General features: G+C 66.1%; 21 protein-coding genes and 1 riboswitch. Of the genes, 14 read left to right on the plus strand and 7 right to left on the minus strand.

All coding sequences use genetic code 11. From position 1 onward, the window contains the following. Window positions 1-6 precede the first annotated feature (6 nt). Both boxC and boxB read left to right on the plus strand, forming a co-directional pair. On the plus strand, window positions 7-1,695 hold the full coding sequence (boxC, locus tag QW863_RS12005) for a 2,3-epoxybenzoyl-CoA dihydrolase (RefSeq protein ID WP_315717134.1): 1,689 nt from the start codon (window positions 7-9) through the stop codon (window positions 1,693-1,695). A 115-nt stretch (window positions 1,696-1,810) separates the two neighbouring features. Next, the gene (boxB, locus tag QW863_RS12010) at window positions 1,811-3,262 is read left to right on the plus strand and encodes a benzoyl-CoA 2,3-epoxidase subunit BoxB (protein ID WP_315717135.1); all 1,452 of its coding nucleotides are present in this window, start codon (window positions 1,811-1,813) and stop codon (window positions 3,260-3,262) included. Window positions 3,263-3,341: 79 nt separating this feature from the next. Here boxB and QW863_RS12015 read toward each other — a convergent pair whose 3' ends face one another. After that, window positions 3,342-4,151: an SDR family oxidoreductase gene (locus QW863_RS12015; protein WP_315717136.1), complete on the minus strand. Its 810-nt coding sequence runs from the start codon at window positions 4,149-4,151 to the stop codon at window positions 3,342-3,344. A gap of 117 nt (window positions 4,152-4,268) precedes the next feature. Further along, window positions 4,269-5,327: a polysaccharide deacetylase family protein gene (locus QW863_RS12020; protein WP_315717137.1), complete on the minus strand. Its 1,059-nt coding sequence runs from the start codon at window positions 5,325-5,327 to the stop codon at window positions 4,269-4,271. Window positions 5,328-5,491: 164 nt separating this feature from the next. Here QW863_RS12020 and QW863_RS12025 point away from each other — a divergent pair, with 164 nt between their 5' ends. The 4 genes from QW863_RS12025 (at window position 5,492) to QW863_RS12040 (ending at window position 10,090) form a co-directional block, all read left to right on the plus strand. Beyond that, complete coding sequence (locus QW863_RS12025; RefSeq protein WP_315717138.1) at window positions 5,492-6,886, plus strand: OmpA family protein; 1,395 nt, start codon at window positions 5,492-5,494, stop codon at window positions 6,884-6,886. Between the two features lie 4 nt (window positions 6,887-6,890). Beyond that, window positions 6,891-7,196 carry a hypothetical protein gene (locus QW863_RS12030; RefSeq protein WP_315717139.1) on the plus strand — a complete coding sequence of 102 codons (306 nt, stop codon included), beginning with the start codon at window positions 6,891-6,893 and terminating at the stop codon, window positions 7,194-7,196. Between the two features lie 502 nt (window positions 7,197-7,698). Then, window positions 7,699-8,754, plus strand: coding sequence for a lysylphosphatidylglycerol synthase domain-containing protein (locus tag QW863_RS12035; protein WP_315717140.1), 1,056 nt, complete (start codon window positions 7,699-7,701; stop codon window positions 8,752-8,754). 28 nt (window positions 8,755-8,782) lie between these two features. Then, complete coding sequence (locus QW863_RS12040) at window positions 8,783-10,090, plus strand: ATP-binding protein (RefSeq protein WP_315717141.1); 1,308 nt, start codon at window positions 8,783-8,785, stop codon at window positions 10,088-10,090. 122 nt (window positions 10,091-10,212) lie between these two features. On the opposite strand, the gene QW863_RS12045 is transcribed toward QW863_RS12040, so the two are convergent. Next, complete coding sequence (locus tag QW863_RS12045) at window positions 10,213-10,728, minus strand: GcrA family cell cycle regulator (protein ID WP_315717142.1); 516 nt, start codon at window positions 10,726-10,728, stop codon at window positions 10,213-10,215. Between the two features lie 477 nt (window positions 10,729-11,205). Between QW863_RS12045 and QW863_RS12050 the strand changes: the two genes are divergently transcribed. The 3 genes from QW863_RS12050 (at window position 11,206) to QW863_RS12060 (ending at window position 14,600) form a co-directional block, all read left to right on the plus strand. Beyond that, window positions 11,206-12,417 carry an aspartate aminotransferase family protein gene (locus tag QW863_RS12050; protein ID WP_315717143.1) on the plus strand — a complete coding sequence of 404 codons (1,212 nt, stop codon included), beginning with the start codon at window positions 11,206-11,208 and terminating at the stop codon, window positions 12,415-12,417. A gap of 8 nt (window positions 12,418-12,425) precedes the next feature. Continuing rightward, window positions 12,426-13,352, plus strand: coding sequence for an ornithine carbamoyltransferase (gene argF, locus QW863_RS12055; RefSeq protein WP_315717175.1), 927 nt, complete (start codon window positions 12,426-12,428; stop codon window positions 13,350-13,352). A gap of 252 nt (window positions 13,353-13,604) precedes the next feature. Then, window positions 13,605-14,600 carry an Hsp33 family molecular chaperone gene (locus QW863_RS12060; RefSeq protein WP_315717144.1) on the plus strand — a complete coding sequence of 332 codons (996 nt, stop codon included), beginning with the start codon at window positions 13,605-13,607 and terminating at the stop codon, window positions 14,598-14,600. Window positions 14,601-15,438: 838 nt separating this feature from the next. On the opposite strand, the gene apaG is transcribed toward QW863_RS12060, so the two are convergent. Further along, window positions 15,439-15,831, minus strand: coding sequence for a Co2+/Mg2+ efflux protein ApaG (gene apaG / locus QW863_RS12065; RefSeq protein WP_315717145.1), 393 nt, complete (start codon window positions 15,829-15,831; stop codon window positions 15,439-15,441). A 324-nt stretch (window positions 15,832-16,155) separates the two neighbouring features. Between apaG and QW863_RS12070 the strand changes: the two genes are divergently transcribed. The 3 genes from QW863_RS12070 to QW863_RS12080 are packed head-to-tail and all read left to right on the plus strand — an operon-like array spanning window position 16,156 to window position 19,416. Next, window positions 16,156-17,484, plus strand: a complete 1,329-nt coding sequence (locus QW863_RS12070; protein WP_315717146.1) for an OpgC domain-containing protein — start codon at window positions 16,156-16,158, stop codon at window positions 17,482-17,484. Further along, window positions 17,484-18,242, plus strand: coding sequence for an SGNH/GDSL hydrolase family protein (locus QW863_RS12075; protein WP_315717147.1), 759 nt, complete (start codon window positions 17,484-17,486; stop codon window positions 18,240-18,242). The genes QW863_RS12070 and QW863_RS12075 overlap by 1 nt, the downstream gene beginning before the upstream one ends. 13 nt (window positions 18,243-18,255) lie before the next feature. After that, window positions 18,256-19,416 carry a GDSL-type esterase/lipase family protein gene (locus QW863_RS12080; RefSeq protein WP_315717148.1) on the plus strand — a complete coding sequence of 387 codons (1,161 nt, stop codon included), beginning with the start codon at window positions 18,256-18,258 and terminating at the stop codon, window positions 19,414-19,416. Window positions 19,417-19,493: 77 nt separating this feature from the next. Here the strand turns inward: QW863_RS12080 and QW863_RS12085 are convergent, their stop codons facing one another. Beyond that, the gene (locus tag QW863_RS12085; protein ID WP_315717149.1) at window positions 19,494-20,702 is read right to left on the minus strand and encodes an O-succinylhomoserine sulfhydrylase; all 1,209 of its coding nucleotides are present in this window, start codon (window positions 20,700-20,702) and stop codon (window positions 19,494-19,496) included. A gap of 76 nt (window positions 20,703-20,778) precedes the next feature. After that, window positions 20,779-20,858, minus strand: a riboswitch (SAM riboswitch). 112 nt (window positions 20,859-20,970) lie between these two features. On the opposite strand from QW863_RS12085, the gene QW863_RS12090 reads away from it, so the two are divergent. Then, complete coding sequence (locus QW863_RS12090; RefSeq protein WP_315717150.1) at window positions 20,971-22,077, plus strand: 2'-deoxycytidine 5'-triphosphate deaminase; 1,107 nt, start codon at window positions 20,971-20,973, stop codon at window positions 22,075-22,077. Window positions 22,078-22,207: 130 nt separating this feature from the next. Beyond that, the gene (locus QW863_RS12095; RefSeq protein WP_315717151.1) at window positions 22,208-23,686 is read left to right on the plus strand and encodes an MATE family efflux transporter; all 1,479 of its coding nucleotides are present in this window, start codon (window positions 22,208-22,210) and stop codon (window positions 23,684-23,686) included. A gap of 4 nt (window positions 23,687-23,690) precedes the next feature. Here the strand turns inward: QW863_RS12095 and QW863_RS12100 are convergent, their stop codons facing one another. Together QW863_RS12100 and QW863_RS12105 are read right to left on the minus strand one after the other, a co-directional pair. Continuing rightward, entirely contained in the window at window positions 23,691-24,092 is a 402-nt protein-coding gene (locus tag QW863_RS12100; protein ID WP_315717152.1) for an SRPBCC family protein, read from the minus strand. 10 nt (window positions 24,093-24,102) lie between these two features. Next, window positions 24,103-24,462 carry a VOC family protein gene (locus tag QW863_RS12105; RefSeq protein ID WP_315717153.1) on the minus strand — a complete coding sequence of 120 codons (360 nt, stop codon included), beginning with the start codon at window positions 24,460-24,462 and terminating at the stop codon, window positions 24,103-24,105. Window positions 24,463-24,493 lie beyond the last annotated feature (31 nt).

The raw sequence follows: 24,493 nt of genomic DNA on the forward strand, positions 1-24,493 counted from the left end.
TGACACATGGCCGGGGAAGACCGCGTGCTCGCGGGAGGCAAGACGTTCATCGATTTTCAGACCGATCCCTCCCGCTACAAACATTGGAAGCTCTCGATCGACGGCGAGGTGGCGACGCTCGCCATGGACGTCGACGAGAATGGCGGCCTGTTCGAGGGCTACCAGCTCAAGCTCAATTCCTATGATCTCGGCGTCGACATCGAGCTCGCCGATGCCGTGCAGCGGCTGCGTTTCGAGCACCCGCAAGTGAAGGTCGTGGTGCTGCGCTCGGCCAAGCCGCGCGTGTTCTGCGCCGGCGCCAACATCCGCATGCTTGCAGGCGCGACCCACGCCCACAAGGTGAACTTCTGCAAGTTCACCAACGAGACCCGCAATGGCTTCGAGGATTCATCCGAGAATTCCGGCCAGCGCTTCATCACCGTGGTGAACGGTACCGCGGCCGGCGGTGGCTATGAGCTCGCGCTCGCCACCGATCACATCATCCTCGCCGACGACGGCTCCTCCTCGGTGTCGCTGCCGGAGGTGCCTCTGCTCGCGGTGCTGCCCGGCACCGGCGGCCTGACGCGCGTCGTCGACAAGCGCAAGGTGCGCCGCGACCGTGCGGACGCGTTCTGCACGACGGAAGAGGGCGTCAAGGGCAAGCGCGCCGTGCAATGGCGCCTCGTCGACGAGATCGCGCCGAACTCCAAGGTCGACGCCAAGGTCGCTGAGCGCGCCAGGGAGTTCGCGGCGGCCTCCAAGCGCAACGGCAGCGGCAAGGGCGTCGCGCTCACGCCGCTGAAGCGCATCATTGACGCGAGCAGCGTGCGTTACGGCTTCGTCAATGTCGACATCGACCGCGCCGCCCGCATCGCCACGATCACGATCACGGCCCCCGAAGCTGCGCCGCCGGCCGACATCGACGGTATGATCGCGCAGGGGGCCTCCTTCTGGCCGCTGCAGGTCGCGCGCGAGCTCGACGATGCCATCCTGCATCTGCGCATCAACGAGCTCGGCATCGCCATGCTGGTGTTCAAGTCGCATGGCGATCGCGACAAGGTGCTCGCGCATGACGCGTTCCTTGAGGCCAACAAGGCGCACTGGCTGGTCAACGAGGTCAGGCATTACTGGAAGCGGGTGCTGAAGCGCATCGACGTCACCTCGCGCACGCTGGTCACGCTGGTCGAGCCCGGTTCCTGCTTCGCCGGCACGCTCGCCGAGCTGGTGTTCGCTTCCGACCGCTCCTACATGCTGATCGGCACCATCCAGGGCGACAACCGCCCGGCGCCGGCGATCGAACTGTCGGCGATGAATTTCGGTCCCTATCCGATGAGTCACGGCCTGACCCGGCTGGAGTCGCGCTTCCTCGCCGATCCCACCGATCTCGCGCGTGTGCGTGAGCAGGTCGGCAAGCCGCTCGAAGCCGATGAGGCCGAGGAGCTCGGCCTCGTGACCTTCGCGCTGGATGACATCGATTGGGAGGACGAGATCCGCGTCTTCCTCGAGGAGCGCGCCAGCTTCTCGCCGGACAGCCTCACCGGTCTCGAAGCCAATCTGCGCTTCGCCGGCCCCGAGACGATGGAATCGAAGATCTTCGCTCGCCTCACCGCCTGGCAGAACTGGATCTTCCAGCGGCCCAACGCGGTCGGCGAGGAGGGCGCACTCCGGCGCTACGGCACCGGCGAGCGGCCGCAATACGATATGACGAGAGTCTGAGAGAGCAGAGAAGAGCGAATAGGGAGTAGCGAATAGGGAATAGGGGTGTTGCGAGTTGGGGCGGTGCTCGATTCGCTACTCGCTATTCGCTATTCGCCGGCCAAGGAGCACGGCGATGAATATGAATATCATGAACGTCGACTACAGCACGAAAATCCCGAACAACGTGAATCTCGCCGAGGACCGCCAGGTCCTCAAGGCCCTGGAAGGCTGGCATCCCGGCTACGTCGATTGGTGGAACGACATGGGCCCCGAGGGCTTCCAGCAGTCGCTGGTGTACTTGCGCACGGCCTATTCGGTCGATCCGCGCGGCTGGGCGAAGTTCGATTACGTCAAGATGCCAGACTATCGCTGGGGCATCCTGCTGGCTCCGCAGGAAGAGGATCGCAAGATCCCGTTCGGCGAGCACTATGGCGAGCCGGCCTGGCAGGAGGTTCCCGGCGAATATCGCGCGCTGATGCGCCGCCTGATCGTGATCCAGGGCGACACCGAGCCGGCCTCGGTCGAGCAGCAACGCCATCTCGGCAAGACGGCGCCGTCGCTCTACGACATGCGCAACCTGTTCCAGGTCAACGTCGAGGAGGGCCGTCACCTCTGGGCGATGGTCTACCTGCTGCAGAAATATTTCGGCCGCGACGGCCGCGAGGAGGCCGACGAGCTGCTGCGCCGCCGCTCGGGCGACGCGGACAGCCCGCGCATGCTCGGCGCCTTCAACGAGAAGACGCCGGACTGGCTGTCGTTCTTCATGTTCACCTACTTCACCGACCGCGACGGCAAGATGCAGCTGCACTCGCTCGCGCAGTCCGGCTTCGATCCGCTGTCGCGCACCTGCCGCTTCATGCTGACGGAGGAGGCGCATCACATGTTCGTCGGCGAGACCGGCGTCGGCCGCGTCATCCAGCGCACGGTCGAGGCGATGCGCGCCGCCGGCATCGACGATCCCACCGATATCGCCAAGGTCCGCGCGCTGGGCGTGATCGACCTGCCGACCATCCAGAAGAAGTTGAACCTGCACTACACGCTGTCGCTCGACCTGTTCGGCTCGGAGGTCTCGACCAACGCGGCCAATGCCTTCAATGCCGGCATCAAGGGCCGCTATCACGAGACCCAGATCCAAGACGATCACCAGCTCAAGAACTCGACCTATCCGGTGCTCAAGCTGGTCGACGGCGAGATCAAGCGGGTCGACGAGCCGGCGCTGACCGCGCTCAACATGCGCCTGCGCGACGACTACTCGCAGGACTGCGTCAAGGGCCTGCTGCGCTGGAACAAGATCATCGCGACCGCAGGCTACGACTTCCAGCTCAAGCTGCCGCATACCGCCTTCCACCGCGCCATCGGCGAGTTCAAGGACGTCCATGCGACGCCCGACGGCATCCTGATCGACGAGGGCACGTGGGCGAAGCGCAAGGGCGACTGGCTGCCGTCGGCCGACGACGGCGCCTACATCTCCTCGCTGATGAAGCCGGTCACCGAGATCGGCGAATACGCCTCGTGGATCGCGCCCCCGAAGGTCGGGATCGACAACAAGCCGGGTGACTTCGAGTACGTGAAGATCGAGACTTGATGAGAGGCGAACAGCGAGTTGCGAGTAGCGAATAGGGGAAGTAGCCTATTCGCTATTCGCTATTCGCTATTCGCCCTTCTCAGCTGTCCCATCCCGCACCCGGAATGCCCGGGTTCGCGTAGACGATGCCGCCGTCGACGGCGATCGTATTGCCGACCACGTAGTCGCCCGCGCGCGAGGCGAGGAAGATCGCTGTGCCAGCCATGTCCTCGTCGGTGCCGATGCGCCCAGCGGGCACGCGCGAGGCGACCTCGTCGGCGTTGTCGCGCGCGGCCTTGTTCATGTCGGACTTGAACGGTCCGGGCGCGATCGCGGTCACCACGATGTGGTCCTTGATCAGCTTGGCCGCCATGCGCCGCGTCAGATGGATCAGGCCGGATTTGCTCGCCGCATAGGAATAGGTCTCGAGCGGGTTGACGAAGATGCCGTCGATCGAGGCGATGTTGATGACCTTTGCCGGCCGTTCGGCGCTGGCCGCCGCACGCAAGGGAGCTGCGAGCGCCTTGGTCAGGAAGAACGGCGTCTTGAGGTTGAGGTTCATCACCTTGTCCCAGCCGCTCTCCGGGAATTCGTCGAAGTCGGCGCCCCACGCCGCGCCCGCATTGTTGACGAGGATGTCGAGCTTGGGCTCGCGCTTCTTGATCTCGCCCGCGAGCGTCTCGATGCCGGCCATCGTCGAAATGTCGATCGGCAGCGCGACGCATTCGCCGCCATATTCCGTCGTCAGTGCCTTGGCGGTCGCCTCGCAGGGCCCGGCCTTGCGCGCGGTGATGTAGACCCTCGCCGCGCCATGCGCGAGCAGGCCGGATGCGATCATCTTGCCGATGCCGCGTGAGCCGCCGGTGACGAGCGCGATGCGTCCTTCGAGTGAGAACAAGTTCCTGAGCATGAAGCCTCCCTTTCCTTATGTCATGCGCGCTTGTGAGCGGGACGCGCCAGCACGTCAAGTGAGACGCAGTCGCACGAATTCGCCGCAATTCAATCGGAGGGCAACGTTATGGCGGGCCTATGCCGCGTCGATGCGGCGGAAGCCGTTCCACATCGCGGTGGCCGCGCCCGAGGTCAGCACCGGCAGCACGCGGGCGTCCTGGTAATGGCCGTTCAGCGAGACGCGCGACAGGGCCGTGAGATGATCGGCGCTTTCGGCGAAGATCATGCCGGGCCGGGTGGTGACGGCGGTCTTGTAGCCGCTCGCGGCCGCCAGCACGAATTCGCGCTGGGAAGCGGCGGCGCGGTCTCCGTACGGGTAGGCCATGTGCAGCACCGGCCGCTGCAACTCGTTCTCGATCCGAGCACGGCTGTCGGCGATCTCGATGCGCGCCGTCTCCTCGGTCTGCTTGGCGAGATTGCAGTGACTGATCGAATGCGCGCCGATCGAGATCAATGGCTCAGTCGAAAGCGCCCGGAGCTCGTCCCAGGACAGGCAGAGCTCACGGCAGATCGAGGCCTCGTCGACGTCGTAGCGCGCGCACAGCGCGCTGATCTCACGCCGGACGTCGTGCTCGCCCGGCAGTGCGCGCAGCCAGTCGTGCAGGCGCTGGAACGTCACGCATTTGGCGGCCGGCGTCGATGCATCGAGCTGCAGCGACAGTCCGCCGATCTCGATGTCGATCGCGTCAGTCTTGGCGACCAGCCGCTCCAGCGTCACCCACCAGAGCCGACCCAGTCCCGATGCGAAATCGCTCGTCACATAGATGGTGAACGGCGCATCGAACTCGCGCATGACAGGCAGCGCGAAATCGCGATTGTCGCGATAGCCGTCGTCGAATGTGAAGCAGGCGAAGCGGCGCGAGAAGTCCTTCGCCACCAGCCGGCTGTGCAACTCGTCGAGGGTGATGATCTCGATGTCGTGGTCGCGCAGGTGCGACAACATCTCGCGCAGGAAATCCGGCGTGACCTCGAGGTGACAATTGGGCTGGAAATCGGCGTCGCGGGGCGGCCGCACATGATGCAGCGTATAGATCGCACCCACGCCCGAGAAGATCGGGCGCAGCCAGACATGCGCGCCGCTCAGATACAGCGCTTCCAGGCCGGCACGGATAAAGGTTTTGCGAAATCGCCTCATCTGAAATATGCGGCCCGGTGAGTGTCGGGACAAGGTTACCGACGAATGATTGAAGAAAACCTTAGCCTGCGGTCACAACGTACCGTGCGGCGCTCCTCATTTCCGGTTTGACAGGCATGCAAGGGTTTGTTTTCTCTCTGCTTCCTCGATGCGACGGATGACGAATGCGCGGACTTTTCAGGTGGAGCGGGAAATGGTGGCCTGGCGTCATCCCGCTGATCGTGCTTTGGGGCCTCGCGGCCTGGACCAGCACCGTTCCCCTGGAGAATGATCTCGCCGGCCGCAGCTCGGCCGTCCTGAAGGGGGCGGTGCTCGACAGGACAAGCATCACGGTGGACGGCCGCGATGTCTCGCTGCGCGCCAATGCGTTTTCCGAGGCCGGACGCCGCGATGCGGTTGCTGCGGTCGACGGCGTGGCCGGCGTGCGGCTCGTCAACGACGAGACGCGGCTGGTCCCCGAGGCCAAGCCCTTCGTCTGGTCGGCCGAGCGCGATGTTGTCCGGGTGACGCTGGGCGGCAGCGCGCCGCTGCCCGCCTTGAAGGGCAAGCTGATGGACGCGACCCGGGCGGCGTTGCCGGGCGTGGAGGTCGCGGATCAGATGGGCCTGGCGCGCGGCGCGCCGGCGCGCTTCGAGGATGTGGCGCTGCTGCTGATCGGCCAGATCGCCAAGCTGAAGGACGGCAAGTTCACGATCTCCGACGGCGACGTCACATTGTCCGGCATGGCGCGCGAGCTCGGCGGCCGCGAGGCGATCGCGGCCGCGCTCGGAAAGCTGCCGGACGGCTTCAAGGTCGCCAGCAACGAGGTCAAGGCGCCGCCCTATGTCTTCCAGGCCTACAAGGACCCGGTCGCGGTCACCGTGACGCTTGCAGGCAACGTTCCCGACGAGAACATCCACGCCGTCGTCGTCGGCTCTTCATCGCGCAAATTCTTCAGCGAGAAGGTCGTCGACAATCTCAAGAACAGCCTCGGCGCGCCAACCAATTTCGTGAATGCGGTGGTGCCGGCGTTGGGCGCCTTGTCACGGCTGTCGACCGGCACGCTGGTGGTGTCCGACCGTGACATCAAGATTTCCGGTGATGCGCTTTACGACGCCGCAGCGGCCCAGATCCGGACCGGGCTCGCCAAAGATGTCCCACAGGGCTGGCAGGTGAAGGCCGACATCACGGTGAAGCCGGCAGCCGCCCCGGTCGATCCCACGGTGTGCCAGCAGCTGTTCTCCGACCTGCTCGGCAAGGCCAAGATCCGGTTCGAGACCGGCCGCAGCGACCTCGACAGGGATTCCACCGGTCTGCTCGACCGCCTCGTCGAGATCGCGTTCCGCTGCCCCTCCGCCAATGTCGAGATCATCGGGCACACCGATGCCGACGGCGACTCTGCCGCCAATCAGGTGCTGTCGCAGAAGCGCGCCCAGGCGGTGGTCGATTATCTGGTCAAGGCCGGACTGCCGGCCGACCGTTTCAGCGCGATCGGCTATGGCAGCACCCAGCCGATCGCCGCCAACGACACCGCCGACGGCCGGGCGCAGAACCGGCGCATCGAATTCGTGGTGAGGTAACGTCATGGCCTATCTCGTTGCCTTTCACTGGGGCTGGCTGGCCGGCGCATTCGCCATCGGGCTGGCGATGGGCTGGGTCGCCGTGGTGCATCGCGCTCCGCGCGTGTCGGGCTGGCTGACTTGGCTGCTGGCGGCGCTGGCCGCCGGCCTGGTCGCGACGGCCGTGGCCTGCCTGATTCCCGGCCGGGCCGGCTACTGGCTCGAGCTGCTGCTGATCATGTTCGTGCCCTACCTCGTCGGCTGCGCCATCGGCACCTGGCTGCGGGCGCTGGTGGTGATCCGCAGCATGCGGACGAAATCGGCGGCCTGAAACCGCCGCACCGGACTGCACCCGACGCCATCTGCCGAGACTGCGGCGGCGCGCCCGCCGTCCGCGTGCCCCGGGTCATCGCAACTGCGAGACACGAAGGTTTGACGAGGCGCGAACCTGTCAAACGCGCAGCTCGCGCTTATTGTTGAGCCATGCTGACCCGCCGAACCGCTGGGCGCCCCGGAAGCCCCGGAGATTCGCGTTCCTCACCAAAGTTTAACCTGGGGTTTGCAGGCTGGCGGGGACGTGCGCTGCCCCGCCGTCCTGCATGATGCCTTGTCCGATGCCTTTGCCTGATGTCTTGCCTCATGTGCGGCAAAACGGTGCATCGCATTTCCGCAAAGCCTGCTAAGTATATCCATGTGTACGCTTTTGTTCGCACGCTCCGTGTTCCCCAATGCGTCGAAACGCGCTACGAGGGCGTTGTATGCGCACATGATGCTGCGGCCTCCGGGGCGCGGCGTCCCCGGCCGTCGTGATCGGATCACGGTGAGAGGTGTAGATGCTTGAAGCCATACGCAGAGCGGCCACGTTCCTGCGCGAGAAGCAAGTCCTGCACAAGCTCGGCGTGCTGATCAGCATCGCTGTGATCGCGGTCGCCTGCTACGTCCTCTACCACATGCTGCGCGGCATCGACACCTACGAGGTGCTCGAGGCGATCAAGAGCACGGAGCCGCATCAGATCGCGCTCGCCGCGCTGTTCGTCGCCGCCGGCTATTTCACGCTGACCTTCTACGATCTGTTCGCGGTGCGCGCGATTGGCCACGACCACGTGCCCTACCGCGTCAACGCGCTGGCCGCCTTCACCAGCTATTCGATCGGCCACAATGTCGGCGCCAGCGTCTTCACCGGCGGTGCCGTGCGCTACCGCGTCTATTCGGCCCATGGGCTGAACGCCATCGACGTCGCCAAGATCTGCTTCCTTGCCGGCCTGACGTTCTGGCTCGGCAATGCGGCCGTGCTCGGGCTCGGCATCAGCTATCATCCGGAGGCAGCCGCCTCGATCGACCAGCTGCCGCCCTGGGTCAACCGCATGGTGGCGATCGCGATCCTGGTCGGTCTGTTGGGGTATGTCGCCTGGGTATGGACCAAGCCGCGCGTGGTCGGCCGCGGGCCGTGGACCGTGGTGCTGCCGAGCGGCCCCCTGACCCTGCTGCAGATCGCGATCGGCATCATCGACCTCGGTTTCTGCGCGCTGGCGATGTATGTGCTGGTGCCGGACGAGCCCAATCTCGGCTTCGTCGTGGTGGCCGTGATCTTCGTCTCGGCGACCCTGCTCGGCTTCGCCAGCCATTCCCCCGGCGGGCTCGGCGTGTTCGACGCCGCGATGCTGGTCGGGCTGTGGCAGATGGACCGCGAGGAGCTGCTGGCCGGAATGCTCCTGTTCCGGATGCTGTATTATTTGGCGCCGTTCCTCATTTCTGTAATCTTGCTGACGTTTCGCGAGGTTATCATCAGCACGCGGTCGAAACGGCTGCGGCAGGCCGCGCTCAGCCTCGATCCGGGCCCCCCGCCGGAAGCCGCTTTTGTGAGGAAACGCAGCGATTCCGGTGTCTGACGCCAGCTCAAGGGAACAGTAGGACGCGATGGCCCTCGACGCTCCCTCCGACACGCCGCTCTCGATCTTCACCCCCTGGCCGGACCGGCTGCGCCATTCCGCGATCATCCTGCTCGCTGCGGCGCTCGCGCTTGCCGGGCTCGTGCTGCTGGACGAGCTGCTGCCGCTGCGGGCGCTGGCGGTATTCCTGTGCATTTCCGCCGCCGCCCTGGTGCCGTGGCGACTGCATGGCGCGGTCGCCAAGCGCGAGGAGGAGCGCCACGCCAATCCGGTCGAGGCGCCGGCCGTGAGCGCGGTGGTCGAGGGCATCCCCGATCCCGCCGTGCTGCTCGACCGCGCCGGCCGAGTCATCCACCTCAATGCCGCTGCCGCGCAGCTCGCGCCGGCCCTGCGCAAGGGCGAGCTCGCCCAGTTCGCGCTGCGCACGCCGGAGATCATCACTGCGCTGCGCGAGGCGATCGCCACCACCGAGATCCGCCGCGCCACCTATCACGATCACGTTCCGGTCGATCGCTGGATGGAGCTGATCATCACGCCGGTGCCGGTGCCGACGGCGTTCGGCGGCACGGACAAATGCATGCTGATGACGTTCCACGATCTGACCCCGCTGCGCCGGGTCGAGGAAATGCGCGCCGACTTCGTCGCCAATGCGAGCCACGAGCTGCGCACGCCGCTGGCGGCGCTCTCGGGCTTCATCGATACGCTGCAGGGGCCGGCCAAGGACGATCCGAAGGCGCGCGAGCGCTTCCTCGGCATCATGCACATCCAGGCGACGCGCATGGCGCGGCTGATCGACGATCTGCTGTCGCTGTCACGGGTGGAGCTGTCGGCGCATGTCCAGCCCCACGCCATGGTCGACGTCGTCCCCATCATCCGCCAGGTCACCGACGGGCTGGAGTCGCTGGCGCGCGAGCGCCAGGTGGTGATCGAGACCAGCCTGCCGGACGTGCCGGTGACGATCGCCGGCGACCGCGAGGAGCTGCTGCGCGTGTTCGAGAACCTGATCGAAAACGCGCTGAAATACGGCGCCTCGGGCGGGCGCGTGATCGTCTCGCTGGAGCAGGCCGTCTCCGCCGAGAACGCGCCGGAGATCCGGGTCAAGGTGCGCGATTTCGGCCCCGGCATCGCGCCCGAGCATCTGCCGCGCCTGACCGAGCGCTTCTATCGCGTCGATGTCGGCGACAGCCGCGCGCAAGGCGGCACCGGGCTCGGCCTCTCCCTGGTGAAGCACATCCTCAACCGCCATCGCGGCCGGCTGCTGATCGAAAGCGTGCCGCGCAACGGTGCCGCCTTCACGGCGTGCTTTCCGCAGTCGAAGCCGGCGCGGGGCGCCTGATCGCCCGTCGCATCTGCGGCCCGGCGCGGGCCGGGCTCACGTCCATGGTCGTTGTGAGTTGAGGCCGCCGGAGATCCCAGGGCGATGCGGAGCATCCTCATCGCCCGTCGCGGCCAACTTCCTCAGCGCGTGGTCGACTTCGCCGGCTGGCGGCGGCGGTCGGCCGCGGGCTGATAGGCGACGCGCGAATGCTGCGCGCAATAGGGCAGACCGGAAAGCGCCTTGCCGCCGCAGAAGAAGAAATCCGCGCTCGAGGGATCGCCGACCGGCCAGTGGCAGGTCGCCTCGTTGAGCTCCAGCAGCGACAGCCGCTGGTTCATCGGCACGACGTTGTCGAATGCAACCGGATCGGGCTCCGCCTCAACCTCGAAAACCTGTGCGAGCGCCGTGTTGCCGCGCGCCACCGGGCGCGCCACCCGCATCATCGGCTGTGCCGGGCGGGCCGCCTTGCGCTGGCGCGGTGCCGCGGTGGCCGGGCTCTTGGCGCGGCCGGACAGGCCCAGCCGGTGCACCTTGCCAATCACGGCGTTGCGCGTCACGTTTCCGAGTTCCGCGGCGATCTGGCTGGCCGACAGTCCGGCTTCCCAGAGTTTTTTCAGTTGCTCGACGCGATCGTCGGACCAGGTCAATACGGTCATCGAACCTTTCCCTTCGCGTTGCGCCGGCCAATTCCGGGACGGCGCTGCGATGCTGTCTCAAGAAAATCCCTGGCGGCAGAATCCCTTGTCCCTCGCCGGGCACGCACAAGGCACCCGGACGTTACGCAAACTCAGAGAACTTCGAGAGGGATCAGAACTGCCGCACGAGATGTCGTACTCGACGTTGAAAACGCTACAATATGGCGTGACTCCCGCGCAAGAGTCGGCGGCCGCAGTCCACACATTCCGTGGTTCCCTGTGGCGTGTCTCGAGGCGTGTCAGGCGTCCGGAATCTCACGGGCCGGCCCCCCATGCATCAGCTGACGCGTAGTTGACTCCCACCGCTGCCCGCATACAATAGATGCACGTGCCGCCTTGAAAAGGCGGCACATTTTGTTTTCCAGGGTGGGGTCCCTGATGCGCGATGGCGCCGCGTGGCGCGTGTCTCGGCCGGCCCGTCAGCTCATGTGATCCGCCATGACCAGTGTTGCCGCTACGCATCTCCTCCCCGTATTCGCCCGGGTCGATCTTTCGTTCGAGCGCGGCGAAGGCGCGTGGCTGATCGCGACCAATGGCGACCGTTATCTCGATTTCACCTCGGGCGTCGCAGTCAATTCGCTCGGCCATGCGCATCCGCATCTGGTCAAGGCGCTGCAGGAGCAGGCGGCCAAGCTCTGGCACATGTCGAACCTGTTCAAGAGCCCGGATGGCGAGCGCCTTGCCGCGCGGCTGTGCGAGCAGAGCTTTGCCGACTACGTGTTCTTCGCCAATTCGGGCGCGGAGGCGATGGAAGGCGCGATCAAGATCACGCGCAAATATCACGCCGCCAAGGGACATCCCGAACGCTATCGTATCATTACGTTCGAAGGCGCGTTCCACGGTCGCACGCTCGCCACGCTCGCCGCGACAGGGTCGGCCAAATATCTCGACGGCTTCGGTCCGCCGATGGACGGCTTCGATCAGGTTCCGTTCGGCGACATCGAAGCCGTGAAGAAGGCGATCGGTCCGCACACCGCCGGCATCCTGGTCGAGCCGGTGCAGGGCGAGGGCGGCGTGCGCACCGCGCCGCTGCCGTTCTACAAGGCGCTGCGCCAGCTCTGCGACGACAACGGTTTGTTGCTGGTCATCGACGAGGTCCAGACCGGCATGGGCCGCACCGGCGATCTGTTCGCGCATCGCTGGCTCGGCGTCACGCCGGACGTGATGTCGCTGGCCAAGGCGCTCGGCGGCGGCTTTCCCATCGGCGCCGTGCTTGCGACGGCCGAGGCCGCGTCGGGCATGACGCCGGGCTCGCATGGCTCGACCTTCGGTGGCAATCCGCTGGCGGTCGCCGCGGCCAACGCCGTGCTCGACGTGATGCTGGCGCCCGGCTTCTTCGATCACGTCCGCAAGATGTCGTTGCTGTTGAAGCAGAAGCTCGCCGCCGTTCTCGATCGTCATCCCGACATCATCTCCGAGATCCGCGGCGAGGGCCTTCTCATCGGCGTCAAGGCGGTGGTGCCGTCGGGCGATCTGGTCACGGCGCTGCGCGATCAGAAGCTGCTCACCGTCGGCGCGGGCGACAACGTCGTGCGCTTCCTGCCGCCGCTGATCGTCAACGAATCCGAAATCGAACAATCGGTCGAGATGCTCGATCGCGCCTGTGCGGCGCTGTCGGGCGGGCCTGCCAAGCAGGCGGCCGCATCATGAGCAAGACCATGGGCAATACGCCGCGTCATTTCCTCGATCTCACCGAGATGCCGGTGGAGGAGCTGCGCAACGTGCTGGCGCTGTCCAGCGCGATGAAGAAGACCTTGAAGGCGCGCGAGCCGGCGAAGAAGCCGCTCGAGGGCAAGGTGCTGGCGATGATCTTCGACAAGCCGTCGACGCGCACGCGCGTGTCGTTCGACGTCGGCATGCGCCAGCTCGGCGGCGAGGCGATCATGCTGACCGGCACCGAGATGCAGCTCGGCCGCGGCGAGACCATCGCCGACACCGCGCGCGTGCTGTCGCGCTATGTCGACGCCATCATGATCCGCATCCTCAGCCACGAGGCGCTGCTCGAGCTTGCCGCGCATGCCACCGTGCCCGTGATCAACGGCCTGACCCGGCGCTCGCATCCCTGCCAGGTGATGGCCGACGTGATGACCTTCGAGGAGCATCGCGGCTCCATCGAGGGCCGCACCGTGGCCTGGACCGGCGACGACAACAACGTGCTGGCCTCCTGGGCCCATGCCGCCGAGCGCTTCAAGTTCCGGCTCAACGTCGCCACCCCGCCGCAGCTGTCGCCCGGCAAGCCGATGAAGGATTTCATCCGCGCCACCCGGGCCGACATCCATCTCGGCCACGATCCGGAAGTCGCTGTCGCCGGCGCCGACTGCGTCGTCACCGACACCTGGGTGTCGATGGGCGACAAGGATGGCGAGCATCGGCACAATTTGCTCAAGCCCTATCAGGTCAATTCCAAGTTGATGTCGCTGGCGAAGCCCGAGGCGCTGTTCATGCACTGCCTGCCGGCCCACCGCGGCGAGGAGGTCACCGACGAGGTGATCGACGGCCCGCAGTCGGTGGTGTTCGACGAAGCCGAGAACCGCCTGCATGCGCAGAAGGGCATCTTGGCCTGGTGCTTCGGCGAGCGGGCTTAGGGTTCGACGGCGCAATTTCACCGGTGTCGTCCCGGCCTTGAGCCGGGACCCATACCGCGTGATCGAACTGATTTGCAGCTGTGGCCGTTGCTCGGCGTAGTTGGAGCGATCGTGGTTCGTCGGTTACGGCTTAGCGTCGGCGACTACCACCGGCGTTCCTCGATAGCATCCGCGGTATGAGTCCCGGCTCAAGGCCGGAACGACAGCCGGGGATGCCCTTCCATTCGTTTCAATCATCCCCAAATACGCCCCATGACAACCAATCCCCCCGACACCGACATCAACCTCGATACCAGCCGCGCCCCCTCGGCGGTGCCGGTCGACGACGCCGTGCTGCCGTTCGAGGTCGCGGCGCTCGATCTGCGTGGGCGACTGACCCGCATGGGCCCGGCGCTCGACGACATTCTCACCAAGCACGCTTATCCCGCGCCCGTGGGCAAGCTGCTCGGCGAGGCCATCGTGCTGACGACCTTGCTCGGCTCCGCGCTGAAATTCGACGGCCGCTTCATCCTGCAGACCCAGACCGACGGCCCGGTGTCGTTCCTGGTGGTCGACTTCCAGGCACCCGACCGCCTGCGTGCCTATGCCCGCTTCGACGAAGCCCGGCTGGCGGAGGCCAAGGATTCCGGCGGCCTGCTCGGCAAGGGGCATCTGGCGATGACCATCGACCAGGGCGCCGACATGAGCCGCTACCAGGGGCTGGTCGCGCTCACCGGCGGCAGCCTGGAGGAGGCCGCTCATGAATACTTCCTGCGCTCCGAGCAGATCCCGACCCGCGTGCGCCTCGCCGTCGGCGAGGAGTGGAGCGGCGGCAAGCACCGCTGGCGTGCCGGCGGCCTCCTGACGCAATTTTTGCCGCAGGCGCCGGAGCGCTTGCGCCAAGCCGACCTGCATCCCGGCGATGCGCCCGAAGGCACCGAGCTGCATGCGATCGAGGAGGACGAGGCCTGGGTCGAGGGCCAGTCGCTGGTCGCGACCGTCGAGGATATCGAGCTGATCGATCCCGCGCTGTCGGGCGAGCGGCTGCTGTATCGCCTGTTCCATGAGCGCGGCGTGCGCGTGTTCGACCTCGTGCCGCTGCAGGCGCGCTGTTCCTGCTCGCGCGATGCGGTTGCCAACATGCTGAAGAGCTTCTCGCCCCAGGACCGCGCCGACATGGTCAAGGACGACAAGGTCGTCGTCACCTGCGAGTTCTGCTCCTCGGTCTATCACTTCACCCCGCACGAAGCCGGCGTGACGGAGAACTGACTCTGTTGCGCTCGCTCCGCGCGTCGTACCGATCGTGGTCGAGCGACAACCCTCCGTACGTCATCGCGAGCGCAGCGACGCGATCCGCAGTCCTTCGACAGTTCTGGATCGCGTCGTCGCTTCGCTCCTCGCGACGACGCTTGATAGGCTGCGTCGCACGGCGTCGGAGAAAACGTCGGGAGTTCGTGTGCGCCGGCGATCTCGATTAGTTCGTTGTTGAAAATCGGCTTTCTCGCTGATCGACGCCACATCCATGCCCGTCGCGTTGATTGGTCGCAGCAACAAACCGCTTGTGCCGTCGGGCAAATCACTGGCACATTTCCGCGCGTCTTGCTGCCGCACGAGGGGCGTTTCGCGACCGTCACGGACCGTTGGCAGCGGGATGCGACGGGCGTGTGTTGCCGCAGCGTAGTTCAGTCTGCGCGGACGAACGGCGATGCACGTACGGTCAAGTCGCGCGGTCCTGATATCCCGATGCTGATATCAACTCACGCTGAAGCTCCGCTTCGCGTTGAGGATGGTGGCCAACAAGCCCGGCGCACCAGGGAGAACGCGAAGCAGCCGTTAAAACCGTCGCGCAGGGAGGGCCGGGTCGTTCCGGCTGAACCTGTGGTACCTGCCGCCTGCATTTTTTCTGCAGGCGGGCCGCAGGCCTCAGCCGAGGCCCGGCCTTCCCTGCGCCCTCTATTTGCAGAGGGCGGGTGAATGGACAAGGCTCGGGCGCGGGATGCGTCGCGAGAACGATTTCGTGCGGCGCGGGTGCAGGATCTGTCGTATTGCAGCACAAGAGACAGCGAGCAGACGAGACTTGGGGCAGTCGGACTGCATGCCTTCTCAGCTAGTTCAACACCCGCTTGCCCTCGGGGCTGTCGAGCGAGAAGGCCGGCACGGCGATGTCGAAGTGCTCACCGCTCTCGCTCTCCATTTGATACGAGCCGGCCATGAAGCCGGACGCGGTGGTGAGCGGGACACCGGAGGTGTATTCGAAGCGCTCGCCCGGCGCGAGCACCGGCTGCTCGCCGACCACGCCCTCGCCGCGGACCTCCTGCTGCCGGCCGATCCCATCGGTGATGATCCAGTGCCGGCTGCGCAGCCGCACCGTCTCCTCCCCGCTGTTGGTGATGACGACGGTATAGGACCAGAACCAGCGGCCATCGGCCACCGACGACTTCTCAGGCAGGAAGTTCGGTTCGACGGTCACTTCGATGTGGCGAGTCACGGCGCGATACATGGTGGCATTGTAGCGGAAACCCGCGCCGGAACCAATCGCGACGCCATCGTGCTTTCAACACAGTTCCGCATTATGGCACAAGAATCGCGGACTTTGTCGGCCGTACGCGCGATCCATTCCTTGGACTCGGATCGGGCGCGGCAGGCAGCACCCTGGCGGCGATCGACCTGTCCTGCGCCGTGCGATCGCCCACCAGCCGTCCGCCAAGGTCGAAAAACTGGGCACGGCCCAGCTGATAAGTCCTTCATCGCTTGCGTAAAATCTGCGCAGCCCTACATTTCCCCTGCCGGGCCTCGAGGGCTGGCAGCCTTGACGCGGTGCCTGATGACGTCGATTGTCGATCGCCCTGCCGGACCGTCCGCCCCCGCCGCCAGCGCCGCACCCGCGCCGGCTGCGGAGACTGCCGCCGCGGCGAGCGCGGCTGCATCTGCATCTGCCGTCGCGGCCGCGCCGGCCGTCACCGCTGCACCCGCCACCACCGCTGCTCCTGCGATCACCTTCCCGGCGGTCGGCGAGCGCGAGCTGCGGCTCGACCTGTTTCGCGGGCTGGCGCTCTGGCTGATCTTCATCGACCACCTGCCGCCGAACCTGCTGACCTGGTTCACGATCCGCAACTACGGCTTCTCCGACGCCACCGAGATCTTCATCTTCATCTCCGGCTACACGGCGGCATTCGTCTATGGCCGGGCGATGCAGGATGCCGGCTTCATCGTCGCCACCGCGCGCATCCTGCGCCGCGTCTGGCAGATCTACGTCGCCCACGTCTTCCTGTTCACGATCTTCCTTGCCGAGATCTCCTACGTCGCGACCAGCTTCGAGAACCCGCTCTACACCGAAGAGATGGGGATCATGGACTTTCTCAAGCAGCCGGACGTGACGATCGTGCAGGCGCTGATCCTGCGCTTCCGCCCCGTCAACATGGACGTGCTGCCGCTCTACATCGTGCTGATGCTGTTCCTGCCGCTGATCCTGTGGCTGATGCGCTGGCGTCCTGACGTCACGCTCGGGCTCTCGGTCGTTCTCTACGCACTCACCTGGGAGCTCGATCTCTATCTGACGGCCTATCCGAACGGCTTCTGGGCGTTCAACCCGTTCGCCTGGCAGCTCCTGTTCGTGTTCGGGGCCTGGTGCGCGCTCGGGGGCGCCCAGCGCATGTCGCGCATCATCAACTCACCGATCACGCTCGGGCTCTGCGTCGCCTATCTGGTCGCGGCCTTCTGCGTGACCCTGACCTGGTACATTCCGCAGCTCGGCCATCTGATGCCGCGCCGAATCGAGCAGTGGATGTATCCGATCGACAAGACCGACCTTGACGTGTTGCGTTTCGCGCATTTTCTCGCACTCGCAGCACTCACCGTGCACTATTTGCGCAAGGATTGGCCGCTCTTGAAGTCGCCGTGGCTGCGTCCGCTGATTGTTTGTGGGCAACACTCGCTCGAGATCTTCTGTCTTGGCGTGTTTCTGGCGTTTGCGGGCCACTTCGTCCTTGCCGAAGTGTCCGGCGGCGCCATGATGCACGCGGTGATCAGCCTTTGCGGCATCCTCATCATGTGGGGGGTGGCGTCGTTGATTTCGTGGTACAAGCGTGAGGCCGATAAGGGGGCCGCGCGAAAAGGTGCGCGCAGCAACGCCGATCTGGCGGGAGGGGGCTGATGAAGTCCGTCTCGTGGTTAAGGTTGGGTATCGCAGCGCTGGCTGTTTCGCTGGCGGCCTCCGCGCGCGCGGAAGATGCGCCGCAGAACTGCGAGGTGCCGGCCTACCTGCTGACAACCGAGAGCCCGCTCCCGAAGGTTGCAGACGCCGTCAAGAATGGCCGCACGCTGGATATTCTCGTCGTCGGAAGCCGCTCATCCTCCATTGTCAGCACCTCCGACGCAAATGCCTACCCCGCCCGTCTGCAGGCGGCGCTGAAGGACAAGCTGCCGGCCGTCACCGTCAATCTCAGCGTCGAACTGCAGCCCAAGAAGACGGCCGAGGAGGTCGCGGGCAATCTCGTTAAACTGGTGGAAGGAAAACGGCCTAATTTGGTCATCTGGCAGACCGGCACGGTCGACGCCATGCGGTCGATCGATCCTGATGAGTTCCGGCAGGCGGTCGACGACGGTGTGGCGACGCTGCAGAAGGCGGGAGCTGACGTCGTCTTGATGAACCTGCAATACAGTCCGCGGACGGAAACATTGATCTCCGTGCCGCCCTATGTCGACAACATGCGTGTGGTGGCGCAGCAGCGCGACATCCCGCTGTTCGATCGGTTTGCCATCATGCGGCAGTGGAACGAGCAGGGCGATTTCGACCTGTTCAATCCGACGCACGGGGTCGAGCTGGCCAGGCAGGTTCATGACTGCATCGGCCGGGCGCTGTCGAAGTTCATCATCGACGCGGCGCATATCGGGCCGGCGCAGCAGAACTAGGATTATGTCGTTCATGACGTCGAATGAGTGTCACCGCGTATCCGGGACATGGGAGAAGCTTTCGGCCGTTGCGGTCATTGCCATCGCCCTCGCGCTGAGCCCGCAGAAGGTACGGGCGCAGAGCGCAGCGCCGGCTGCACCCGCCGCGCTTTCCGATGTGGAGAGCTCCGGTCCGAAGCCTCCGTTGATCAGCGAGCTGCGACCGAGCACCGGTCACATCACATTGGCGCAGGCGAACGATCAGATGCGCGGGCCGATCGCCGCGGTGCGCCCGGCGGCCACGACCTCGCCGCCCGCGGCGACGACCGCGCCGGCCATGACCGATGCACAGCCGCCGGCTGCAGCCGGGCAGGCCGTCGCGGCCACGCCGCCGCAATCGCGCAGCATCACCGAGCGGGCGATCGACAAGGTCAAGCAGGTCGCCAAATCGGCCACCGACATCTTCAACCGCGTGCCGTGCCTGCCGCCGAAGGGTGTCGCCAAGAAGAACTTCATTTCGCTGCCGCACGTCGCCAACAAGCTCGCCTCCGGCCTGCCGGTCGTGATCGTCGCCTTCGGCTCATCGTCGACGCAGGGCTTTGGCGCGAGCGCGCCGGACTACACCTATCCGAACCGGCTCGCCGCGCAGTTGCGCCGGCAATATCCGATGGTCGACATCAGCGTCATCAATGCCGGCGTCGGCGGCGAGGATGCGCCGGAGATGATGAAGCGACTGGAGACGTCGGTGATCGACCGGCGTCCGGATCTCGTGATCTGGCAGGTCGGCACCAATGCCGTGCTGCGCGATCTCGATCCGGCCGAGACCGCCAGGCTGGTCGAGGATGGCGTTGCCAAGATCCAGGCGGCGGCCTCCGATGTCGTGCTGGTCGACCTGCAATATTCGCCGCGCGTCAACGAGCGCTCGGAGAACGCCAGCCGCATGAACAAGCTGCTCGGGCGTATTGCCGAGCTGCATCACGCCGGCATCTTCCCGCGCTTCGAGGTGATGCGCGACTGGCACGAGCGCCAGGCGATCCCGATCAACGAGTTCGTGATCTCGGACGGCCTGCACATGAGCGATTGGGGCTATGCCTGCTTCGCCCAGTTGCTCGGCGACGACATCATCCGCTCGGTCGGCCAGGTCAAGCTCGGCATCAACGCACCGGCCGAGGTGCCGACCTATCGGCCGATGTGATCGAGGGCGAGTGGGGAACAGCGAGTAGCGAATAGAGAAAGAGATCCTACTACTCGCTACTCTCTATTCGCCATTCGCTACGCCGCGTTGAGGGCGGCGTCGAGATCCTCGATCAGATCGTCGGCATGCTCGAGTCCGGCGGAGAAGCGGATGAAGCCCTCGCTGATGCCGAGCTCGGCGCGCGCCTCCGGCGTCAGCCGCTGATGCGTCGTCGTCGCCGGGTGCGTGACCAGCGTCTTGGCGTCGCCGAGATTGTTGGAGATGCGCGCGAGCTTGAGCCCGTTGAGCGTGCGGAACGCCGCCGCCTTGCCGCCCTTGACCTCGAAGCCGACCAGGGTCGAGCCGGCGCGCATCTGCTTGCGGACGGTTGCCGCCTGCGGATGGTCCTCGCGGCCCGGATAGATCAGCCGCGAGATCTTCCGATGCGCGGCGAGGAAGTCGGCCACCTTCGCCGCCGTCTCGGTCTGCGCGCGCACGCGCACCGCCAGGGTCTCCAGGCCCTTGAGCAGGACCCAGGCGTTGAACGGCGAGATCGACGGGCCGGTCTGGCGCATGAAATTGTGGATGTGCTCGGCGATGAACGCCTCCGACGACAGGATCACACCGCCGAGACAGCGACCTTGGCCGTCGATGTGCTTGGTCGCGGAATACACCACGACGTCAGCGCCGAGCGCGAGCGGGCTCTGCCAGATCGGGGTGGCGAACACGTTGTCGACGATCAGCCGCGCGCCATGGGCGTGCGCGATCTCGGCGATGGCGGGGATGTCCATCACGTCGAGCGTCGGATTGGTCGGGCTCTCCAGGAAGAACGACTTGGTGTTGGGTCTGACCGCCTTCTGCCACTGGGCGAGGTCGAGCCCATCGACCAGGGTCGACTCGATGCCGTAGCGCGGCAAGAGATCCTCGACCACGTAGCGGCACGAGCCGAACAGCGCCTTGGCCGCGACGACGTGGTCGCCGGCACGGAGGGGAGCCAGGATTGCCGTGGTGACCGCGGCCATTCCGGTTGCGGCCGAGCGGCAGGCCTCGGCGCCCTCGAGCTCGATCATGCGGCGCTCGAACATCGCCGTGGTGGGATTGGAGAAGCGCGAATAGATGAAGCCGGGATCCTCGCCCTTGAAGCGCGCCTCGCATTCCTCGGCGGTGGCGTAGACGAACCCTTGGGTGAGATAGAGCGCCTCGGCGGTCTCGCCGAATTCGGAGCGCAAGGTGCCAGAATGCACCAGCCTCGTTTCGGGACGATAGTGGGCGAACGACGCCGGCGCCTTCGCGGGGGACTTCGACATGTGACCTCCATCGTGGCCACCGCCTTGAGCGATGGGCACAAAAAAACCGGCCTGGGACAAAACCTCAAGGCCGGGATCACATTCGTCCCCGGCCTGTTTAGCGACTTATTTAACGTGGCTGCAAGCCGGCCGGCTCAAATCACCACGGGATAAGTCGTGCTCATAGTCGCAACCGGCCTTTCCGTCAAGCCAGCCATCGGATAACCGGTCAAAAGACCCTATATTGGCTCCATAAGCCGCCGTTCCGGCGCCTGCAAAGGATCAGGTCTTGCCGTTTTCGCTCAGCCCCGACGCCCACGGCATCCTCCCCGATCGCATGATCGTGGCGATGACGGAGGCTGGCCTGATCATCCCCGAATATGATTTCGTCGAGAGCCAGATCCAGCCGGCGAGCCTCGATCTGCGGCTCGGCGACATCGCCTATCGCGTGCGTGCGAGCTTCCTGCCCGGGCCGGGCGCGACGGTCGCCGAGCGCATCGACGAGCTCAAGCTGCACGAATTCGCACTTGCCGACGGCGCGGTGCTGGAGACCAACTGCGTCTACATCGTGCCGCTGTTGGAGAGCTTGGCGCTGCCGAAGGACATCGTCGCGGCCGCCAATCCGAAAAGCTCGACCGGGCGGCTCGACGTGTTCACCCGCGTGATCGCCGACGGCACGCGACGCTTCGACATGATCGGCGCGGGCTATCACGGCCCGCTCTATGCCGAGATCAGCCCGAAGACGTTCCCGGTCCTGCTGCGCGAGGGCTCGCGCCTGTCCCAGGTTCGCTTCCGCTATCGCGACGCGGTCCTGTCGGAGGACGAACTGATCGCGCTGCACCAGGCCGAGCGACTGGTGGATCGCGACGATGCCGATCTCACCGGCGGCGTCGCGCTTTCCGTCGACCTGTCCGGCAGCAATGCGAACGGCAATGTCGGCTATCGCGCCAAGCGCCACACCGGCGTCGTCGACGTCGACCGCCGCGCCGGCTATCCGGTCGAGGAGTTCTGGGAGCCGATCAAGGCACGTCCCGACGGCAGCCTCATTCTCGATCCCGGCGAGTTCTACATCCTGGCCTCCAAGGAGGCCGTGCAGGTGCCGCCGGACTACGCCGCGGAGATGGTGCCGTTCGATCCGCTGGTCGGCGAATTCCGCGTCCACTATGCCGGCTTCTTCGATCCCGGCTTCGGCTATGCCGGCGCCGGCGGGCAGGGCTCGCGCGCGGTGCTCGAGGTGCGCTCGCGCGAGGTGCCGTTCATCCTCGAGCACGGCCAGATCGTCGGCCGTCTCGTCTACGAGAAGATGCTGGCGCGGCCGAATGCGATGTATGGCAGCCGCATCGGCTCCAACTACCAGGCCCAGGGCCTGAAGCTCTCCAAGCATTTCCGTCTCTGAGCGCGGCTGCGTCTGCCGCGCACCCCCAATGCGCCTGCCGCACAGGGCGCGCGCCAGCGCCGTGCTAGGAAAGCGAGAGCAATCGAACGATAACACGGCCGCGGCCTGCGCGGCCGAGCGGGGAGCTGAGATGTCCGAGATCGGCCTGGCCGACAATCCGGTCGGCGAGGGGCGTGCGTTGCCGCCCCCCGAGAAGCCGGTCCGGAATAAGCTCGTCGACGGACCCATCCTGCGCACCCTGCTGTCGCTGGCCTGGCCCAACATCATCGCGAACACGGCCGGCACCTGCGTCGTCATCGCCGAGACCTCCTATATCGGCCGGCTCGGTATCGAGGCGCTGGCGGCGATGGCGCTGGTGTTTCCGCTGGTGATCCTGACCATGACGATGTCCGGCGGCGCGATGGGCGGCGGCGTGGCCTCGGCGATCGCGCGCGCGCTCGGCGCCGGCGACGCCGAGCGGGCCTCGACGCTCGCCACGCACGCGCTGCTGATCGCGCTATTGTTCGGCGCGACCTTCATGATCGGCATGCTGGCGTTCGGCCCTGCCTTGCTGGAGGTGCTCGGCGGCCGCGGCGCGGTGCTGAGCCATGCCACGGCCTATCTGCAGATCTTCTTCGGCGGCGCGATCCTGCCCTGGCTGATGAACTCGATGGCTGGCATCCTGCGCGGCACCGGCAACATGAAGCTGCCGTCGTTCATGATCCTCAGCTCGGCGCTGCTGCAGATCGTATTGGGCGGCACGCTCAGCCTGGTCCTCGGGCTCGGCATGCGCGGCGTCGCCGCCGGCGCGCTGCTGGCGTTCTGCGTCAGCATCTCGGTGATGGGCTGGTACCTGTTCTCCGGCCGCGCGCGCGTGCGGCCGAAGCTGCGGGGCCTGAAGATCAGCGGCGCGATGTTCGCCGACATTCTCAAGGTCGGCGCCGTCGCCTGCTTCTCGCCGCTGCAATCCGTGCTGTCGATCGCGATCTTCACGCATATGCTGGCGTCGTTCGGCACCGCCGTGCTCGCCGGCTACGGCATCGGCGCGCGGCTCGAGTTCATGATGACCACGGTCGCATTCTCCGTCGGCATGGCCTCGGTGCCGATGGTCGGCATGGCGATCGGTGCGGAGAGAATCGCGCGCGCCCGCCGCATCGCCTGGACGGCGGGACTGGTGTCGTTCGCGTCGGTGGGCGCGCTGTCGACGCTGATCGCGATCGTCCCGCAATTGTGGGTCGACATCTTCACCCAGGACGAGAGCGCGCGCAGCGCGGGCCGGCACTATCTCCAGGTCGCGGCGCCGATGTATGCCTTCATCGGCCTGGCGATCTCGATGTATTTCTCCTCGCAGGGTGCCGCCAGGGTGCTCGGTCCGGTGCTGGCGCAGACGGTGCGGCTCGTCTTCATCGCTGCGGGTGGCAGCTATCTGTTGAGCCGTGCCGCGACCGAGGGCGACTTCTTCATGCTGGCGGCGTCCTCGATGGTCCTGCTCGGGGTGCTGACGCTCGCCAGCGTCATGCTCACCCGCTGGGGCCCGAAGCCGGCCGCAGCGCTGGAGCTGCGCCCGGCCGTGCTGACGGCCGGACGCGGCCTTGACTCGCGCGGGCCGCCGCCGGCGCGTATCGGCTGAGCCGCTATCCGCGCAGCCTGCCCAACGTGTCCTGCATCGCGCGCGCGCCGAGCTCCATCTGCTGATCGATATAGGGTGCGATCTCGTGCGGCAGCACGTCGGTGGTCCAGATCACCCGGCAGCGCTCCTCGCCTTCCGGGATGATCTGAAACGACGCACTGTGCTGGCTGATGCGTTCGTTCTTGATGGCATAGACGAGGCGCCGGCGTTGATCGTCGCAGTCGACCAGCTGCTCGCGCACCACGCTGCCGTTGGCGAAGCTGACAATGCGGACGTCGCCGTCGAGCGTGGTGCCGGTGACGAAGCCGGGCGCCACCCTGGTATGAACAGCGCCGAAATCCCGCACGGCGTCCCACACTGCACCCGCCGGGGCTGCGATCGGAATGTCCTTCTGGATGGATGCCATGGGCTTGACCTCACGGACACACGGCTTCGATGTTGTTGCCGTCGGGATCGATCAGGAGGGCGGCGTAGTAGGTCGGACTGTAGTCCGCGCGCGGCCCGGCGCCGCCATTGTCGCTGCCGCCGGCCTTCAGCCCCTCGCTGTGGAATCTGGCGACGGCCGCGTGGTCCTGGGCGCGGAACGCGATATGGGCGGCGCCCTTGCTGGCGCCCTTGTCGACATACAGCCACAGCGCCGGCTCCCCCTTCGGGCCGATGCCCGCCGACGCCTCGTCCTTGGAGCAGAGGATGTGGCCGAGCGGCGCCAGCGCCGATGTGTAGAAGCGGACGCTGGCGTCGAGATTGCCGACCTTGAGGCCGATATGATCGTACATCGATGATCTCCATGCTTCGCATGCGGCTGCC

Source organism: Bradyrhizobium sp. SZCCHNR1017, from assembly GCF_032381375.1.
Classification (GTDB): domain Bacteria; phylum Pseudomonadota; class Alphaproteobacteria; order Rhizobiales; family Xanthobacteraceae; genus Bradyrhizobium.